The sequence below is a fragment of the Companilactobacillus bobalius genome, assembly GCF_009764355.1.
Window position 1 is genome coordinate 1 of record NZ_LNUA01000033.1, and the last position, 17,614, is coordinate 17,614.

At 34.0% G+C, this 17,614-nt stretch carries 18 protein-coding genes; 4 read left to right on the forward strand and 14 right to left on the reverse strand.

What is annotated here, in order from left to right:
• Positions 1–133: 133 nt before the first annotated feature.
• A complete protein-coding gene (locus tag ATN92_RS11445; protein WP_056950777.1) occupies positions 134–1,384 on the forward strand; it encodes an ISL3 family transposase in 1,251 nt (416 codons plus the stop codon).
• A gap of 81 nt (positions 1,385–1,465) precedes the next feature.
• Here ATN92_RS11445 and ATN92_RS11450 read toward each other — a convergent pair whose 3' ends face one another.
• The 5 genes from ATN92_RS11450 to ATN92_RS11470 form a co-directional block, all read right to left on the reverse strand.
• The gene (locus ATN92_RS11450) at positions 1,466–1,741 is read right to left on the reverse strand and encodes a hypothetical protein (protein ID WP_025086376.1); all 276 of its coding nucleotides are present in this window, start codon (positions 1,739–1,741) and stop codon (positions 1,466–1,468) included.
• A gap of 132 nt (positions 1,742–1,873) precedes the next feature.
• The gene (locus ATN92_RS11455) at positions 1,874–2,506 is read right to left on the reverse strand and encodes a DUF6198 family protein (RefSeq protein WP_476728488.1); all 633 of its coding nucleotides are present in this window, start codon (positions 2,504–2,506) and stop codon (positions 1,874–1,876) included.
• A gap of 110 nt (positions 2,507–2,616) precedes the next feature.
• Complete coding sequence (locus ATN92_RS11460; RefSeq protein ID WP_056951904.1) at positions 2,617–3,480, reverse strand: SDR family oxidoreductase; 864 nt, start codon at positions 3,478–3,480, stop codon at positions 2,617–2,619.
• 133 nt (positions 3,481–3,613) lie between these two features.
• Positions 3,614–3,796, reverse strand: coding sequence for a hypothetical protein (locus tag ATN92_RS11465; RefSeq protein ID WP_056951902.1), 183 nt, complete (start codon positions 3,794–3,796; stop codon positions 3,614–3,616).
• Positions 3,797–3,798: 2 nt separating this feature from the next.
• Entirely contained in the window at positions 3,799–4,491 is a 693-nt protein-coding gene (locus ATN92_RS11470) for an NAD(P)H-dependent oxidoreductase (RefSeq protein WP_056951900.1), read from the reverse strand.
• A gap of 142 nt (positions 4,492–4,633) precedes the next feature.
• On the opposite strand from ATN92_RS11470, the gene ATN92_RS11475 reads away from it, so the two are divergent.
• Positions 4,634–5,068 (forward strand): ACT domain-containing protein, encoded by a 435-nt coding sequence (locus ATN92_RS11475; RefSeq protein ID WP_054643742.1) that lies wholly within the window; start codon positions 4,634–4,636, stop codon positions 5,066–5,068.
• 278 nt (positions 5,069–5,346) lie between these two features.
• Here the strand turns inward: ATN92_RS11475 and ATN92_RS11480 are convergent, their stop codons facing one another.
• From ATN92_RS11480 to ATN92_RS11500, 5 genes are all read right to left on the reverse strand, one after another.
• The gene (locus ATN92_RS11480; RefSeq protein WP_082604507.1) at positions 5,347–6,195 is read right to left on the reverse strand and encodes an alpha/beta fold hydrolase; all 849 of its coding nucleotides are present in this window, start codon (positions 6,193–6,195) and stop codon (positions 5,347–5,349) included.
• Positions 6,196–6,303: 108 nt separating this feature from the next.
• Complete coding sequence (locus ATN92_RS11485) at positions 6,304–7,731, reverse strand: C69 family dipeptidase (protein WP_056951896.1); 1,428 nt, start codon at positions 7,729–7,731, stop codon at positions 6,304–6,306.
• Between the two features lie 114 nt (positions 7,732–7,845).
• Positions 7,846–9,408, reverse strand: coding sequence for an alpha-L-rhamnosidase-related protein (locus ATN92_RS11490; RefSeq protein WP_056951895.1), 1,563 nt, complete (start codon positions 9,406–9,408; stop codon positions 7,846–7,848).
• A gap of 60 nt (positions 9,409–9,468) precedes the next feature.
• A complete protein-coding gene (locus ATN92_RS11495; RefSeq protein ID WP_179207692.1) occupies positions 9,469–10,512 on the reverse strand; it encodes a family 43 glycosylhydrolase in 1,044 nt (347 codons plus the stop codon).
• Positions 10,513–10,527: 15 nt separating this feature from the next.
• On the reverse strand, positions 10,528–11,718 hold the full coding sequence (locus ATN92_RS11500; RefSeq protein WP_056951891.1) for an MFS transporter: 1,191 nt from the start codon (positions 11,716–11,718) through the stop codon (positions 10,528–10,530).
• A gap of 194 nt (positions 11,719–11,912) precedes the next feature.
• On the opposite strand from ATN92_RS11500, the gene ATN92_RS11505 reads away from it, so the two are divergent.
• Positions 11,913–12,803 carry a helix-turn-helix domain-containing protein gene (locus ATN92_RS11505; protein ID WP_056951889.1) on the forward strand — a complete coding sequence of 297 codons (891 nt, stop codon included), beginning with the start codon at positions 11,913–11,915 and terminating at the stop codon, positions 12,801–12,803.
• Positions 12,804–12,846: 43 nt separating this feature from the next.
• Here the strand turns inward: ATN92_RS11505 and ATN92_RS11510 are convergent, their stop codons facing one another.
• Positions 12,847–13,032 (reverse strand): helix-turn-helix domain-containing protein, encoded by a 186-nt coding sequence (locus tag ATN92_RS11510; protein WP_158106611.1) that lies wholly within the window; start codon positions 13,030–13,032, stop codon positions 12,847–12,849.
• Positions 13,033–13,171: 139 nt separating this feature from the next.
• Between ATN92_RS11510 and ATN92_RS11515 the strand changes: the two genes are divergently transcribed.
• Entirely contained in the window at positions 13,172–13,540 is a 369-nt protein-coding gene (locus tag ATN92_RS11515) for a hypothetical protein (RefSeq protein ID WP_056951885.1), read from the forward strand.
• A 56-nt stretch (positions 13,541–13,596) separates the two neighbouring features.
• Here ATN92_RS11515 and ATN92_RS11520 read toward each other — a convergent pair whose 3' ends face one another.
• The 3 genes from ATN92_RS11520 to gnd form a co-directional block, all read right to left on the reverse strand.
• On the reverse strand, positions 13,597–14,949 hold the full coding sequence (locus tag ATN92_RS11520) for a gluconate:H+ symporter (protein ID WP_056951883.1): 1,353 nt from the start codon (positions 14,947–14,949) through the stop codon (positions 13,597–13,599).
• 70 nt (positions 14,950–15,019) lie between these two features.
• Positions 15,020–16,555 carry a gluconokinase gene (gntK, locus tag ATN92_RS11525; protein WP_056951878.1) on the reverse strand — a complete coding sequence of 512 codons (1,536 nt, stop codon included), beginning with the start codon at positions 16,553–16,555 and terminating at the stop codon, positions 15,020–15,022.
• Between the two features lie 28 nt (positions 16,556–16,583).
• Entirely contained in the window at positions 16,584–17,486 is a 903-nt protein-coding gene (gene gnd / locus ATN92_RS11530; RefSeq protein WP_056951876.1) for a phosphogluconate dehydrogenase (NAD(+)-dependent, decarboxylating), read from the reverse strand.
• Positions 17,487–17,614: the final 128 nt, after the last annotated feature.

The window sequence follows — 17,614 nt, forward strand, 5'->3', positions numbered from 1 at the left end:
TAGTTCTATACTTTCTGGTATTGATGAATAATCAATACCAGTTTTTTAATCTCTAGAAAATAAAAAAAGAACATCACTGTTCTCATGTTAAGATTTAAGCGACCAAACCCAATCAAACATGGAGAAAACAATAATGTCCCAAGACAATTCTATACTATGTGCACTCGATATAAAAGACAATAATATAAGTAATGTTTCAGTCAAGGACGCTACGATTAAAAATCGTGGCGTTATAAAGCATATAAAGATCGTAAACGCTGATTTAACTTATAAACTGTATCGATGTCCACAATGTGGTTTAAATTCATTAGTCAAAAATGGAAAAAGAAAAACTAATGCTAGATTAGCCAGTTTTAACGGTATTGAGTATCATTTGATGCTCAATAAACAACGTTATATTTGTAAGAACTGTGGTGGCACCTGCGGTGCCCACAGTGATTTATTAATCAAAAATCATACTATGACTAAACAAGTTCAAAACAGAATATTCGTTATGGCAAAGGAATCCTTTACTTTAACATCAATAGCTAAGATCATCGGAGTATCAGTAAATACAGTAAGCAGAGTCTTATATGACAATACCAAATTACCAAATAGATGTGATTGTCTTCCAAAAAACCTGTGTTTTGATGAATTTCGTTCAGTTAACGGTATATTTACTTTTATAGCTATTGATGCACAAACACATCATCTAATTGAGCTGATTCATGATCGACTCTCTAAAACAGTTATTGAACACTTTATAAATAACTATAGCTTGTCAGAACGGCAAGCCGTTAAGACTGTCTCTATTGATTTGAATGCTAATTATCAGTCGGTCATTCATAGAATTTTTCCCAATGCTCAAATAATAGTTGATAGATTTCATATAGTTCAGCTATGTAGCCGGGCATTGGATCAAGTTAGAATCAGTTGTCTTAAAAAAATAAATGATAAACATTCCCGTTTGTATAAAGCACTTAAGTCTAATTGGCGTCTCTATCATCTGCCTGAGGCAGATGTAGACGACAAGAAAGTAAAATATATTTTTGGAATCAACGAATATACTACAACGCGAAACGTTATTGATATAGCCACTGACAATCTACCAGTTTTTAAAAATACTTATGATATTTATCAAGGTATTCAGAAAGCGATACATGAACACGATATATCATTACTCAAAGAAACCATCTATGGATATAAAAAGAATAATACCGCTATGGATACATCTATTTCAACGTTACGTAAGAATTTAAATTATGTAAAGAATAGTTGCACAATGCCGTACTCCAATGGTCCTCTTGAAGGGACCATTGGAAAGATAAAAAAACTCAAACATATCAGTTATGGCTTCAGAAATCTTGACCATTTTCTTAAGAGAATAAGACTCATTTGCGCATAAAAAAAGACAACCTACATGAGGTTGCCTTCTATACAAAAACTATTCATCAATACGATTTGACAAAGAGCCCATTTTTTGTATCTAATTGACCGCATAACCTAAATTACGAGAAAGTTGATCAATACTTTCTTGATATTCTGAACCATTATCCATATGTTTCAAAACGCTTTGAACCTGACGATCATCTCGCAAACGACCAAATAAGTATGTTTCTGAATAATTCTTATCTAACAAATTATATGTTTTCAAAACAAAATCTTTACTATAGTCGTTTTTATCGATTTCTTTATTATTATTAATATCGGTATATAGCTCCGATAGAATTCTCTTTGCCTCTGTATTGTCATTTAATTTCATCAATACGCACCACCTAATTAATTATTAAAATCTCTCGCAAGATATCGCTTTGTGTAAGCGTTTTCTATATCTTGTATTTCTATTATACGACTTATAGTAAAAAATTTCAGTCAAAACCAAAATTTTAAGATATTAATCAGTTTGTGTTTTGAAATTATGTTTCAATTGTGGCCAGATAAGCTTATCAGCTGAGGCAATCAAAATCCCATTAAAGATAAATGAGAACAATGTCCCAATATTAACTGAATAGACATTATGAATACCAACCGCAGCAATTAAGATAATAATAATTGGTGGTAGAAAGTCGATAATCTGTGCCTTAGTTGAATTGCCATTCAAATAGAAGAATCTGAGAATATTTGTCGTATCATCATTGGGATGCATTACGATGTTAGCTCTCTGATATAGTGAAATGGCGACACAGAAACAAACGACTCCTAAACAAGATAAGATTGTTCTGACGACAATCGGTAAATTGGGAACACCTGCATAGGTCAGTAAATCGGTAAACACATTAACGAAATAACTGAAAAACAGAACGTATAAGATTTGTCCAACCAATCTCTTACCATCGAATTTTTTAATTAAAAATTGATTAGTTATCGCATTAATGACACCGAAAGCAAATAAAATTAACCCGGTATTCCAAGAAAACCATTTATTTAAATTAACAGCAGCGGCTGTCCATAATCCACTTCCCATATCAGCAGTTATGCACAAACCATTACCAAAAGCATTCAGGATCAGACCACTCACTAGTCCGATTACCCTCGTTTGTATTGAATTTTTGATGCTATCACTCCTCACAGTATGTTGATTATGTTACAACAATTCCATGCCAAGTGACAAAATTTTATTTAAAATAAGAATATTATTTAATCATTTTGATAATTTGCTTGTAAAAATTTCTTCAAATCAGTAGCAGGATGTCCCATGATTTCTTGATAGTCTGAACTGATTTCATCAAGAAGACCCATACCACCGGCTTTATACATTGAAGACAACATATGACCTTCGTTGCCCTCATTATACATAGCTCCAAATTCATCCAGACTTACTGGCTGATAACCTATTTCACTATCTGCAACTTCAGACAATACTTCAGCTAATTGAGGCATCGTATAATTTCTTGATTGTGTCAAAGTATAAATACGACCATTTTTCAATAACGACTTTGTAGCAGCCACTTTAGCAAAGGCTTTAGAACTGTCATCTAGGCTAATAAAGGACAAAGCTTGATCCTTCATAGGATAGATAACGTTATGGCGTTCAATTAATTCTGGTAAATATGGAACTAAAGGATCTGCATAAAGTCCGTTTCTGATAATCGTATAAGGAATTTCTGATTCAGCTAATCTTCTTGGCAAATAGCCATAGAATGCTGATAAATCAAATGGATTATTAACTTGATCAGCAATAAAGCCCATTGCCAAAATATGACCAACTGAAGCCTTTTTAGCTGCTTGCAAAACATTTTCCAATTCTGTTATTCGACTGTAACTATCGTGACTTTTACTTGGAACATAAATTAAAACATCCTTATCTTGAAAGGCTTTAATCAAACTATCTTCATTAAAGAAGTCGATACTGACAACTTCAGAACCCGCTTGAGCTAGCTTGCTGGCTTTAGAAACCGTATGAACTCCAGCTGTTATTGAGGAACTAGGAACTAATTTGATTAATTCATTAAAAATATGATTACCTAAATGACCTGTAGCACCAGTTATAATATATTTCATCTCTATCACCTTCAACTTTCTACTACATGTTACTATATAAATAACAAGATAACAAATATAAAGTTTAAAAAAGCATCCAATAAACTCGTCACACACGTGAATATGTATAACAAATCCTATTAGACGCTAGTTTTTACCACTGTTCATGATTCCATAGACGACCATCTACTTCACCCTGTAATAATTTCATACGATCATTTTGCTCTTTGACAACTTTTTTCATAGCTACTAAAAAGGCGCGATTTTCATAGGCCTTCTGTTTATCTACTAATTTGGAAAGTTCCTTACTCAACCAAATTCCGGTATCTTCTGCCATGATTATTCGTCCTCCCCTTGCTTGATCAGACTAATGGTGCTCTTTAATTGGCTTAAATCTTCTTTTTGTTGAATAAATGTATTCAAAATTGTTTCACACTCAGTACAATTTGTTTCATCGAAAGTCTTCAATCGATCAGCAAACTCCTGTTCAAACCATTCTTGACGATTATCTAATGTATCAGGATACTTCTGAGTTAGATATCGTTGATAATCAATCAATATTTGCATTTGTTGTTCTTCTTTTAAATATTGAAATTGCGAAATAACAAAAACTGGTAAATTTTGCATTTTAGCACGATCAGCAATAGCACGTAACGGTGCCATAATTTGATCAATTGTAATATTTTCCGTTCCACCCCGTCTAAATTCTTTAAGTGGCATACCAGTACTAACAACGATTCCAAATTCCTTATCGCGTAGATTGTCATTACCATCACCGTAAATAAAATTACGAGTCAAAACCTTATCTTCCCAATCTTTTAAACCAGCTGGGGCAGCATACCAATAAAGCGGAAATTGAAAAATAATTCTGTCGGCATCTCTTAACAATTTCTGTTCATTATCGACATCAATTTTTTTCAATCCTTCAACATGGTGCCATGTAACATCAAATAACTTTGCTCCTTGCATCAAGAATTGCTGTGTTTGCGAGTTATTTATTTCCGGATGAGAAACAATTATTAACGTTTTCAAATTAACATCTCCAATCAACTTTAGAATAGCAAAGATTAGCGGACTTATACAGTTGAACAACTTATTTTTGAAATTTTGCTAAAATGAATTTCGTTGAATGATATAATTTAAGAGATAAGAAGCACAATTAAGGAGATTAGCAATGGAAAAATACTATATTGTCGACAGTTCTATTCTTCCTGAATCCTTCGATAGAGTAATTAAAGCACGTAATCTGCTTGAAACGAGAAAAGTCCACAATGTCAGTGAGGCCGTAAAGGAAGTCGGTATCAGTCGTGGTACTTACTATAAATATAAGGATCTAGTCTTTCTACCTGATGAAGAAATGAACGATCGTAAAGCCGTCATTTCAATGATGTTGCATCATGAACAGGGAATTCTATCTAAAGTACTGGTGGACATTTCCGAATCTAATGCCAGTATTCTAACTATCAACCAAAATATTCCTATCCATAATATTGCCACTGTCGTGATTTCTTTAGACATAGGTCATTTAAATGGTACGATTGATGACTTGCTTGATAAACTGAAGCAATCTGATTTTGTTAATAATGTACAACTAATTTCAATTGAATAAGACAAAAAAGCATGTTCAAATTACGAACATGCTTTTTATTTTGGCCAGGCAATATACATTGCTAAGAGAACACTAAATGTGCCAACGAAATAAAACAGTTTAGAGATAATATTACTTTTCATATGACTGCCCGACATTATTAAACACAGCCCTGCTATAAAAATTACTACCATTATTAAGAAATTCATCCTGTCACCTATCATTTCTAATTAAGTTTCGATAACAAGAACTTTACAAAAGAAATGTGACGAATTAATGAATTTGTTATGTAATTTTGATTACTTATTTCTTTCCCAAAGAAAACTTTCAATATCATGCAGTACACGTGGATTTCTTCTCGTTAAAGCGCTATGTTCGGCTCTACGACCAGTGAAAATACGTGCCTCATATGTTTGATGCGGACCTTTAAAGACTCTTCTTAATGACTTAGCTGAAGACACTGGGACCGCCTTATCAAAGTGATCTTTCATCGATAATTGCCCCATGATATTCAATTCACGAATATGTAATTTATGAATCACCGAATCGGGAGCAGTATAGGATCTAAAATCCTTCGTTAGTTGCGGTGAATAACGCCACTCATTACGACGATAAATATTATGATTTAAGACTTGCATTGGAGCTGCAATATTAACGAGTGAATCAATTTGAGGCTGATTCTTATCATCACTGTATTTTTCAAGATAATACATAACGGCGTTATTACCCCAAGAATGAGCTACCGCATTGAATTTTGTAACGCCATACTTATGATGTAACATTTTCACAATTGAATCGATCCATTTAGCAGTCTGATGATAATCAGATTCGTGATTATTACCAAACAAAACTTGAATTTCAGGATTCTTAGCCGATTTAGGCCACCCTCCATCAAAGCTCAACTTTCCTTTGGGAGAAACAAAAATAGTTAAGGTTCTTGTAGCATAACCATCAGCTTGAGATTGATCGATTAAATAGTCCATCGAATGAACAGTGCCTCCAAAGCCATGAAAAAATAGCGTAGGCACCTGCCGCTTTTGACTTTGATTATTTGTGACAGCTAAAACTTCTTGCTGTGAATATGATTCCACCGTTACAAGGCCAAAAATAATTATGCACAGGCTTATTAATAAATTTCTTTTTTTCATGAATATCACCAATTTGATTTATTATCAAAGTTTAAATCAAATCCAATTTTAGTCAACAAAAAAACCAACCTCTATTGAGATCGGTTTTAATTTATCAATCTATAAATACTATAAGTTTTGACCTTTTTCCCAAGTTGTCTTGGATAGCATCAAACCTTTTTTAACTAAATCATTGAATAGTTGATGTGTACGTTTTGTAACTTCAGCAGCAGTCTTCATATTGCTTGAAGTTAAGAATTGTGAGACGTCATTGTTGAAACCATCAATCACTTCATCAGTAACTTCAATTCTTTGACGAGCATATGATTGACAAGCATCCAAATATGCGTGAACCATATCTGAATATTCATGATAGTGAGGTTCGATCATAACGGACAAAGTTTTTTCTAGCCAGTACATGTTATCAACTGAGACTTCATTTGTCGTATTCTTATAGTCCTCAGGTGTATCTGTAATGTTTGTATAGAATGGAACATATGGACTATATGCGAAGAATCCTAATGCTAACCATTGGATAGCAGCATGATTATCATCAACATCATTTCTAATTTGAAGAATTGATGATGCTTGATTACGATCCATCGCGATAGAACGGAACTGACGTTGTTCATTTGCTGTACCAGAAGCAAAAGTACCAAATGGATCGTACTTAGTACCGTTATAGTGTGATGATAGGAAATATTCTACATCTTCAATTGCAATCTTCTTACTTGGTTTTCTAACCATAGGCATCTTTTGAGATGTAGGTTCTTGTTCAATTTCAGGATTGAATAATTTTTGACCATACCATGTACGTGGAGTGTTGTAGTATGCATCAGCTTCACTTTGTGTTCCAAAGATTTCACGGAAATTAAAATGGTCAGGATTTGGATTCAAATGATGTTTTTCAACAAAATCAATTAAATCAGTCGCAATCAAATAATTCTCAGGGTCGCTAACGTCAACCTCTTCCATAACAGTTTGGTTAGGAACAATAGCATAAGCATCGTCTGGCAAACGCATAGCAGCCCAGTGATGTCCACCGGCTGTTTCTAAAAGCCAAACTTCATTTTTATCATTAAAGGCAATACTGTTTGATTCTCCAGTACCATATTCTTCAAGTAGTTCACCTAAACGAAGAACACCTTCTTTAGCAGTCTTTACATAAGGCAATACCAAAGTTAACATAGCTTCTTCATCGACACCATTATGAACTAATGGATCATAGCCCAAAACACGGGCATTAGTAGCAGTTGTTTCAGTTGAACTCATACCAACATTCAATTCATTGATACCAGCTTCTTCATATTGACCATCGCTTTGATCAGCTTGTGGAGTTGCTGTGTAGCGATAAGCATGATTAGGTAGCGGAACTTTTACACCTGTCGTTTTAGAAATATAAAATGCATCTTCTTGATCTTTAGCAGCATGTGCGACAAATTTGATCGGATTAATTGGGCCATAGCCGTCCTCATTACGGGCAACTATAGTGGAACCATCCATACTAGCGGCTTTACCAACTAGAATTTCAGTACAATCGGAACTTGGATTTTTCATTTCGTTCCCTCCCTTATATAAAACCAGTATAGAATTAAAGTCTGGTTTAATCTAGAGGGGTTATTAGAAAAATTATAATTTTCATTTTTTTAAAGAAAACGTTTAAATTTTCACTCAAAGATTATATTCATTAATTAAATAAACCGGAGTACAAGACCAAGCATGACAATAACTATTAACTAAAGGACTTCCATACGGAGAAAAGTTTGGCTCATCAGGTTTGTATGCCTCCCAAAAAGTATCAGCACCATTACTGATCATAGACCCCCAATAATTGTTTATTAAATCAATGGCTTCTGTTCTCATATTAACCTTCAATAATGCCGTTACAACATAATGATACATATACGGAGTTTCAATATTTTTAATAGGAAAGAATCTTTTATACGTAGCAAGCATGATTGATTTTTCAATATTTTCAGGAAATACTCCTGCTAGAATCATCCATACTTGGCTATAAATATTTAACTCTGCATTCTCACCTGAAATAAACAATTGTCTAGAAGAGTCATACAATTTCTTTCGTGAATAATCAGATAAGAGTTGCAATTTTTTATTATATTCATCATCAACTTCAATTATCAAACCCTTACTCAATTCCAGAAAATCTTTTAACACATAGATAAGTACACCCTGAGTGGCGGTAATTTTGTCAAAACCATCTCCCCAATCAATAAATGAAGGCCACTCATTTGGAATTATTAATTTTCCATCCCCATTAACACATGCGAGTGCTAGATCAATTTGTTTCTTAGCTGTCGGATAAAGTTCCCTGACAGTTTCTTGATCCTGAGTATTTTCCAAGTAATCCTTTAACGTACTTACAAAAAACAAACTATAATCTAGCAAAAAGGTGTCATCTGGCACCTCATCCTTACTAGTAAAAATATTTGCACTAACTTTCCCATCTTCGGTCGTCATTCCTGCAAATAAGTACAAACATCTTTTGACCAATGAGTTCTTCTTAAAAGTTGAATAATTCACTAATGCTTGCAAGTGCAAATCTCCAAGCCACAATCTTTGATCCCGTTTAGGTCCATCTTCAAATACATCTTGCATACACTCTGCCAAGGTTTTTAGACTAACTTTTTCAATATTTTGTAATGATTGAGTACTTCCCGACAATTCTATATTTGATAGTTCTCTATTCAAAATTGCACTCTGTGCTTCAACAATCGGATTATTTAATTCTATCTTCCATTTTGGTGAAGTATCTATTACAGTAATTTTTACATACCTGAAACTATATCTTCTTGGTAAATGTAACTTACAAGGTAACTCATCAATATGCAAAGTTTCTATTGGTATCCATGAGCGAGATAACCAGCCGTCATATTCATCAGGATTACTCAAAAGTTCATTAGAAATTTCCGCAAATTGAAACTTTATCGTCAAAGGCGCATCCATCATTGATCCAACTCTATTAATATCAATAGAAAATTTGCCAACGTGATGTTCACCAAAATCTAAAATAATACTGTCATCCCGTCCAAATTGCTTACTATGCAAATCTTTAATTTGAGTGTTTTTTATTTCTGTAGAAGAATTCACTTCAATACAACGAACTGGTTTATATTTTTCGTAATTTAAAATTGATTTACTCTCTTCCGCTTTTTCTAAAAATTCTTTATTACGTGTAAATTTTATATTTTCATTAATCTGAAACTTAAATGACATTTAACTACCTCCAAAAAAGGCAGTGATTCCATAGTGAAATCACTGCTATATTTTTATCGCTTATTCGTAATCATCCAAAGACCATTCATCATGCCAATCAATATATGGTCTGTCTCCAACAAATCTAATTGGTAACCATACATAATCTGCAATTGATGTATTCGCAACAACTACATCATCCAAATTATCAGGTTTTGTATCTTTCATTGCTGGATTGAAGAATTGTTCAAATGTTTTAGCATAATCTTCATATTTACGATTCATTTCATTAGGTAACCAACGATCTTGACAAGCAATATACAAATCTTTCTTTCCTTGTACCTTAAAGACTGAAGTTACTTGAGAATAATATGAAGTCTTTGTTGTGTCTTGAGGACTAGGATTACCCAAAACAGTGTAAGGACCATGCCATGTATCGGCAATAGCAACTTCTGAAGGACTTGGGAAGTATCCGGTAGTACCTGAAGTCAATAAATAGTGTTTATAGTTTCTAATGAAATGAGCTGTAGCTTCACGTACATATGGTGGGAAACGATGTGGGAAGTGAGTTGTGTAATAACCCGTTAGATCAGTGTAATCATCGGTCAAATCGGCACAAATTGTTTCTGAATGAACTCTTTCAAAGTAGTAATAGCCTTTGCCATCTGGGGCGACAGCCAAATCGAAGTCACCAGCACTCATGCCTAATGGAGAAATATCTTCGTTAACAATTGTATATGGTCCAAGAATACTATCAGCTGTCAAAACTGTCTCTGTTTGAGTATCATCCTTATGCATTACTTTGACCCAGCAGACATATTTCTTTGTTTTCTTATTATAGATAATATGTGGACGATCCATTTGATTTTTGTAATAGAATGGTGATTCCGGATCATCAGTATTAGCTGGAATAATAATTCCTTCACTCTTCCAATTATATAAATCTTGAGAACTGTAACAACGAACGCCCCATTGCCAAATTCCATTCTTACCATCCGACTTCTCTTTGTTTTCACCGTACCAATAATATGTACCATCTATATACATAACAGAACCACCATGTGCTTGAATTCTGTTACCATCTGTATCTAACCAAACTTGTCCTGGACGAAATGAATTATACATAATTAATTTACTCCTTTAATTTACTTTATTTTTTAATGAATTCTTTTGCATACCAAATGAATTCCAAATTACAACGATAAGTACTATTAATCCAACAACACCACTTGTTATCATGGCAGCAGCTGGAGTTTGATTTCCAATTACATCACCAATTATTTGTTGAATATAAGGTGTCAAGAAAACACTGATATTGATGAATACCAAAGCTAACGAATTAGAAAAATTAGTTAACTCTTTAGGACATAATTCTGAAATTCTTAAAAACATATATGGTGATAAAAATGTGAATGATGCGGCCATAATAATTACTAGAACACCTGTGAATAATAGATTCTTCGAAAATGTAATGAGAATACTACTTCCACTAAGAATCAAGATGAACAACGGGAACATTTTTGAACCTAATAACTGATGAACTTTTCCAAATAAGACCCCAACAAACATCCCAGTTAAAGATGTGAAACTTAATATGAAACTGGCTGAAGTGGCTGTTCCATAACCGACATCTGTAATCAACAATGACAATTTAATCATTAATGTCATAAAGATAAACTGCATAAAAAACATAGCTGCACAAAATGCAAATACTTTTCCGTTTAATTTCTTTAAGCTTTTAACTATACTTATCTTTTTATTTTCTTGTTGAATGTTCATCTTAGGTAGAAAAGCAATAACTAGTAGCAAGACAACTAACAGTATGAAATATGTCAGGAAACTAAATCTCCAACTGATCTGAAGTAATATTCCCGCTAACATAGTTAACAACGTACTTGCCAAATTTGAAACAGTACCTATAAAACCAAACATCTGCGCACGTTCATCCCCCTCATAGAAGTAAGAAACTATACTGTATGATAGAGGGTTTAATAATCCGATTCCGGCACCAAATAAGAACCGACAAACTAATATTCCATAGATACTATTTATAAATGCCGGAGCAATTCCGGAAATAAATGAAATTAATAGTCCTAAAGATGCTGTATTCTTATACCCAATTTTCTTTGTTACTAAAGGACTAATGGCGACAAATATTAAAATTGCCAAGCTAGGTAAAGTTGTGATAGATTCAATAGCTGATGAAGCCACTCCTGGAAAACTATCTTTAATAACGGGAATAGCTCCTGAAATAACACCCGCTGCCGTTGTATCAATAGATATCCCAAGTATGGAGGCTTTAAATAAAAAACTGTGTTTATTTTTTATCATCTTTTTGCCCCTTTTTCTAATTAATCATTAGGCCTAATGATTTTGTAAGTTATTGTTATCGCTTACAATTGATAATTCTAGCATCTATTCAAATATAAATTAGCCCATTAGTTTGGTAAATATTGTACTTATATTTCGATTTTTATAAAATTATAATTAACTAAAGATTTTAAATTGATTTTGGAGATCGTAAAATGCTAAAAAATAATAATGAAAATCGGGATAATGTCCAACATGAACTAATTAATCTTTTACCTAATATTCCTTTTAAGATATACATGAGTGATCAACATCCCAAATCAACCGATCATTCGTACATAGTTCCTCACTATCACGACGACGTTGAAATTATTTATCTAATAAAAGGTAATGTAAAAATATTTGATAATAATTCAGTTACCGAATTAAATCCAGGAAGTGTCTATATTATTAATTCCAATGATATTCATTCAACAATGAGTTCTTCAACACATATTCAAAATTATGTATTACAAATATCCTATGATTTTTTAATCAATTTCATTCCAAATTTTTCGACTTACCACTTTATGATCAATAATCAACATCCAGCAATAACTCAATTAAAAGATGATATCGTTAGAATGGATTTCTTTCTTAATAAAAACCATAAAGCAAATGCTTATTTATCTGGATTATCATCCCTATTTGATCTGCTTTATCTTTTGACTACTAACTTCTATACAACTCTGACCTCTAAATCTGCTTCAAAAAACTTTAAATATCACAAAAGAATGGGGCAAGCCATAGGTTACATTGAAAGTAACTACTCTACACCCATAACATTAAGAGAAATATCAAATTATATTCACTTATCTCCAGCCTATTTCTCCGATTTTTTCAAAAAACAAACTGGATTAACATTTTATACATATTTAACCAATGTAAGAATGAAACACGCCGAAGATTATCTAAAAAATACTAATGTAGAAATAATGCAGGTCATCGATAATTGTGGATTCTCTACGTACCATCAATTTAGGAAAGAATTCTATATTAGATTTAACATGAGTCCCTCTCAATTTAGAAAGAACAACAAAAAAGAAGGCCTTCTCCAATCAAAATGAGAAGTGCCTTCTTTTGTAATAATCATAATTTTATTCTATATACTTAATCAAAAAAATAAGATAAATCAACATGATAAATACCTGATATTAAATGCAAATTTTCTAAATCGGGACGGCTTTCTCCCCTCTCCCATTGCGATATTGCTTGTCTAGTAATATTCAATTTCTTAGCAACATCCCCTTGTGACAATCCATTCTTTTTTCTCTGATATTTCAATTTCTCAGACATCCCCATAATTTTTCCTTCCCTAACTAAGATTAGAAAGGAACTCTTTCGAAAGAACTCCTTTCTTTAATTATAAAGAAAACGATTTCATAATAAAAGATGAGTACAGGAGTCACTTTAAGAGATGAAAGGAGAACACCGTATGATGAAAAAGATAATGCATTACCTATCACAAGGAATGTACCTATTTGCAGTCATGATTTTAATCGACATTATTGTAGAGCAAAGTAAATATACCATTCTATCCTCGATGTCCTATTATGTAACTTGCTTAGTCCTAATTATTCTGATTATTATTTCAGTTCCCGAAGAAGGTTCTATCCATAAAAAGTTTAAAACACCAGGAATTTACATACTTGAAGTAGCGATTTTCATGGCAGTCATAATACAGCAAAATGTATATTCTCTTCTGCCTCACATGTTTTATTTCATTATTTATCCGGTTTTACTTACTTTAATTGTTACTTCACTTCCTGAGGGAGTACTTTATAAAAAATTCCAACACAAATGAAAAAATCTGGGACTCAATCTATGCAACCGCGAGTCTCAGATTTTTTTGTATTTCATTTAAACAAACAAACTCAAAATCATAACGCAAACAATACCAACAACGGAAATTAAGCTTTCCAAAACAGTCCAAGTTAACAAGGTTTCCTTCACTGTTAAGTCAAAGTATTCTTTGAACATCCAAAAACCTGCATCATTAACATGGGATGCGGCTAATGAACCAGCTCCAACAGCTAACACCATCAAAGCAGGATTTACTCCGGCTGAAGTCATCAATGGTAAAACTAATCCGGCAGCAGTTAATGAAGCAACGGTTGCTGACCCTAGTGCTACTCTCAAGACAACGGCTATCAGCCAACCTAGTATCAATGGAGAAATATTAACTCCAGTGAACAGTTTCATTACGGCATCACCGACTCCACCATCGATCAAAACTTGTTTGAAAGCACCGCCACCACCGATTACTAATAGTAGCATGGCGATTGATTTAACGGCATCTTCCAAACTTTTCATAATTTCTGAGGTCTTAAATCTTCTGGCCCAACCCATAGTGTACATCGCTACTAATAATGAAATTGTCATAGTAATAGCTGGTGTTCCAATAAAAGCAATGATTGAATCTAAGAGTGTTGGATTCTTTGGTACGGAACCGCCATTGAATAACAATTGATAGACTGTGGTAATTGCCATTAAAATGACTGGGAACAATGATGTTAATACACTGATACCAAATCCTGGAGTATCTTCCAACTTGAATTTCTTTTGTGGTCCCAAAGCAGTTAAATTACCTTTACGGTTAAAGGCATCAGGTACAATCTTTTTAGCAAATTTTGTGTAAACTGGACCGGCAACAATAACTGCTGGTATGGCAACAATTATTCCGTAAAGTAAAACATGACCAGCATTGGCATTCAAAACAGCACTAATTGCAGTAGGTGCTGGATGTGGTGGTAGGAAACCATGAGTTACAGAAAGTGCGGCGGCCATCGGAATTCCTAAATAAAGAATGGAAACTCCAGCTTCGACAGCTATGGCGAAAACGATTGGAATCAGAAGAACCATCCCTACTTCAAAGAACAAGGCAATTCCGATGATGAATGATGCCAAAACAATAGCTAACTGTAGTCGTTTTTTTCCAAACTTTTCAATTAAAGTATGCGAAATTCGATAGGCACCACCGGCGTCAGCAACCAGTCGACCTAGCATTGCACCGAAACCGAAAACAATCGACAATTCACCCAATTGTCCGCCAATTCCGTCTTGAATACTTGTGGCAATTTTAGTCATTGGAATTCCTAATCCAATCCCAACAGCTATAGAAGTAATGATCAATGAAACAAAGGTATTCAGTTTTAATTTAATGATTAAAAATAGTAATAGGGCTACACCTAAAATTAATACTAAGAAAGCCATAATTAGTCTCCTCCTCTTTGTTACCGCTTACAGTGAATCTATTAAGAAAAGCGCGTTCACACGCACTTTTTTATTTCACATGTTTCTTTTGAAATTCGGCAATACTCTTGTACTCCGGTTCCAAGACTCTTGATAGTCTGATCCAAATTGGTAACAATTCACGATAAACTTGGAAATTCTCTTCATTTGGTTTGTGAACATCAGTTACACCAACCATATCTTTCACAGCTGATAAATCATCAATATATCCTAAGGCATACATTCCTAATACTGCGGCACCTAGACAGGAACTCTCAAAGCTTTCAGGAATTGTAACGTCTTGTTCAAAAATATCAGCCAACATTTGTCTCCATAGAGCTGAACGGGCAAATCCACCTGTAGCTTGAATACTCTTAGGTTTTCCGGCAACTCCTTCAATCGTCAACATAACGATATACAGATTATAAACGATACCTTCCAAAGCAGCTCTAACCATATGTGCTCTAGTGTGCTTTCTAGTTAAACCGAAGAATGATCCTCTAGCGTAAGCATCCCAGATTGGAGCTCTCTCGCCACCAAGATAAGGATGGAACAACAATCCATCAGAACCAGCAGGAATCTTTTCAGCAATTTGTGTCAAAATATCATAAGTTGAAACTTGCATTTGTTCAGCGGTAATTTTTTCTGGCGCAAAGAGTTGATCCTTGACCCAGCGGAAAACAATTCCACCATTATTAACCGGACCACCAACGACCCATTTGTCTTTAGTTAAGGCATAACAGAACAATCTCCCATTAGGATCAACCACTGGTTTGTCGACCACTACTCTGACTGCTCCACTAGTTCCAATTGTCACAGCTACTACTCCAGGATCAATCGCATTAACACCCAGATTTGATAATACGCCATCACTGGCACCAAATACGAATGGTACATCCTTCGTAATTCCCAAAACCTTACCATAGTTGGAGTTAATACCAGTAATTGTGTCAGTTGGTTCAACTAATTCTGGCAATTGATCTGTAGTAATGCCTAATAGATCCAAGGCTTGTGGTTCCCATTTCAATTTGAAAATATTGAACATCCCAGTCGCGGAAGCAATTGAATATTCCATTTTATAAGTTCCAAATAATCTGAAGAAAATATATGTTTTAAGGTCAATGAATTTCTTAGTTTTCTTAAATAAATCTGGTTTTTCATTCTTGATCCATAAAATTTTTGATAATGGTGCCATGGGATGAATTGGCGTTCCAGTTTTAGCGTAAATCTCTGCTCCGATACCGTTTGCTTTCAATTCTTCACTATATTTGGCTGCTCGGTTGTCGGCCCAAGTAATCGCACGAGTCAATGGTTGATCATCTTGATCCATAAGAATTAAGCTGTGCATTGCTGATGAAAAGGAAACCCCTTTTAGCTCACCTTTTTGGACTTTTCCTTTACGAATAACTTGTCCCAATACTTCAATTACTGCATCAAAGATATCTTCTGGATCTTCTTCAGCCATATCGGGCACATCTTGATACAATTGATAACCACTGTTAGCGTGGGCAATGACTTTTCCTTTCATATCATAGAGAACACTCTTTGTACTAGTAGTTCCAATATCAACGCCAATCATGTATTCCATAATTAAAACTCCTTACATAAACTCAAAATTATTTATTCTTATCGATTGCATGTCCACCAAATTCATTTCGTAACGCTGAAACAACTTTGCCAGTGAAAGTATCATCTTCCATAGAACGATATCTCATCATCAATGACATTCCGATAACAGGTGTTGGTACTTGTAATTTCAAGGCTTCATCTAAAGTCCACTTACCTTCACCAGATGAATGCATTGTGCCTTTGATATGTTGTAAATTATTATCTTTAGAAAAGGCATCTTGAGCTAATTCCATCAACCAGCCACGAATTACTGATCCGTTGGACCAAACTTTAGCGACGGCTTCATTGTCATATTCGAATTTACTGTGTTCCAACACATCGAATCCTTCAGCGATAGCCTCCATCATTCCGTATTCAATACCGTTGTGAACCATCTTGAGATAATGTCCACTACCCGCTTTACCTGTGTAGAGATAACCATCTTTCATCGCAATACCTTTGAAAATTGGTTCAATATATTGGAAAGTTTTATAGTCATCGCCACCAATCATGAAGTTACCATCTTGATTAGCACCACTTTTACCACCAGATGTTCCACAATCGAAGAATTTAATTCCTTTAGCCTTTAAAATTTGATTGTGTCTGAGTGAATCTTCATAAAATGAATTACCACCATCAATCACAATATCGTCGTTATCTAAAAGTTGACTTAATTTATCGATCGTATCATTAGTTGGCTTACCAGCTGGTAACATGACCCACATAATACGAGGTTTCTTCAAAGCTAAAACGGCCTCTTCCAAACTAGCAACACTTTGAGCGCCCATATCACTAGCTTTTTGTCTAGCCACTTCGTTTAAATCAAAAGCAACTACTTGATTGTCATTTCTGATTAAATTCTCACACAAATTGATTCCCATTTTTCCTAAACCGATCATTGCTAAATTCATATTTATTGTCTCCCTTTGTAAAGCGCTTTCATTTATTGACTATAGTATATGAAAATTATTTTTAAAAATCAATAGTTTTATAGAAAAAACTTTTCAGACAAATAAAATTGTGCTATCTTATTATTGTG

Excerpts from the sequence above, each read along its gene's own strand:
- ATN92_RS11485 (WP_056951896.1), bottom strand. The coding sequence starts at position 7,731 with ATGAAAAATCCAAGTTCCGATTGTACTGAAATTCTAGTTGGTAAAGCC.
- ATN92_RS11460 (WP_056951904.1), bottom strand. The coding sequence starts at position 3,480 with ATGAAATATATTATAACTGGTGCTACAGGTCATTTAGGTAATCATATT.
- ATN92_RS11490 (WP_056951895.1), bottom strand. The coding sequence starts at position 9,408 with ATGTCATTTAAGTTTCAGATTAATGAAAATATAAAATTTACACGTAAT.
- ATN92_RS11520 (WP_056951883.1), bottom strand. The coding sequence starts at position 14,949 with ATGGCTTTCTTAGTATTAATTTTAGGTGTAGCCCTATTACTATTTTTA.
- ATN92_RS11505 (WP_056951889.1), top strand. The coding sequence starts at position 11,913 with ATGCTAAAAAATAATAATGAAAATCGGGATAATGTCCAACATGAACTA.
- ATN92_RS11475 (WP_054643742.1), top strand. The coding sequence starts at position 4,634 with ATGGAAAAATACTATATTGTCGACAGTTCTATTCTTCCTGAATCCTTC.
- ATN92_RS11515 (WP_056951885.1), top strand. The coding sequence starts at position 13,172 with ATGATGAAAAAGATAATGCATTACCTATCACAAGGAATGTACCTATTT.
- gntK (WP_056951878.1), bottom strand. The coding sequence starts at position 16,555 with ATGGAATACATGATTGGCGTTGATATTGGAACTACTAGTACAAAGAGT.
- gnd (WP_056951876.1), bottom strand. The coding sequence starts at position 17,486 with ATGAATTTAGCAATGATCGGTTTAGGAAAAATGGGAATCAATTTGTGT.
- ATN92_RS11480 (WP_082604507.1), bottom strand. The coding sequence starts at position 6,195 with ATGAAAAAAAGAAATTTATTAATAAGCCTGTGCATAATTATTTTTGGC.
- ATN92_RS11465 (WP_056951902.1), bottom strand. The coding sequence starts at position 3,796 with ATGGCAGAAGATACCGGAATTTGGTTGAGTAAGGAACTTTCCAAATTA.
- ATN92_RS11500 (WP_056951891.1), bottom strand. The coding sequence starts at position 11,718 with ATGATAAAAAATAAACACAGTTTTTTATTTAAAGCCTCCATACTTGGG.
- ATN92_RS11445 (WP_056950777.1), top strand. The coding sequence starts at position 134 with ATGTCCCAAGACAATTCTATACTATGTGCACTCGATATAAAAGACAAT.
- ATN92_RS11510 (WP_158106611.1), bottom strand. The coding sequence starts at position 13,032 with ATGTCTGAGAAATTGAAATATCAGAGAAAAAAGAATGGATTGTCACAA.
- ATN92_RS11450 (WP_025086376.1), bottom strand. The coding sequence starts at position 1,741 with ATGAAATTAAATGACAATACAGAGGCAAAGAGAATTCTATCGGAGCTA.
- ATN92_RS11495 (WP_179207692.1), bottom strand. The coding sequence starts at position 10,512 with ATGTATAATTCATTTCGTCCAGGACAAGTTTGGTTAGATACAGATGGT.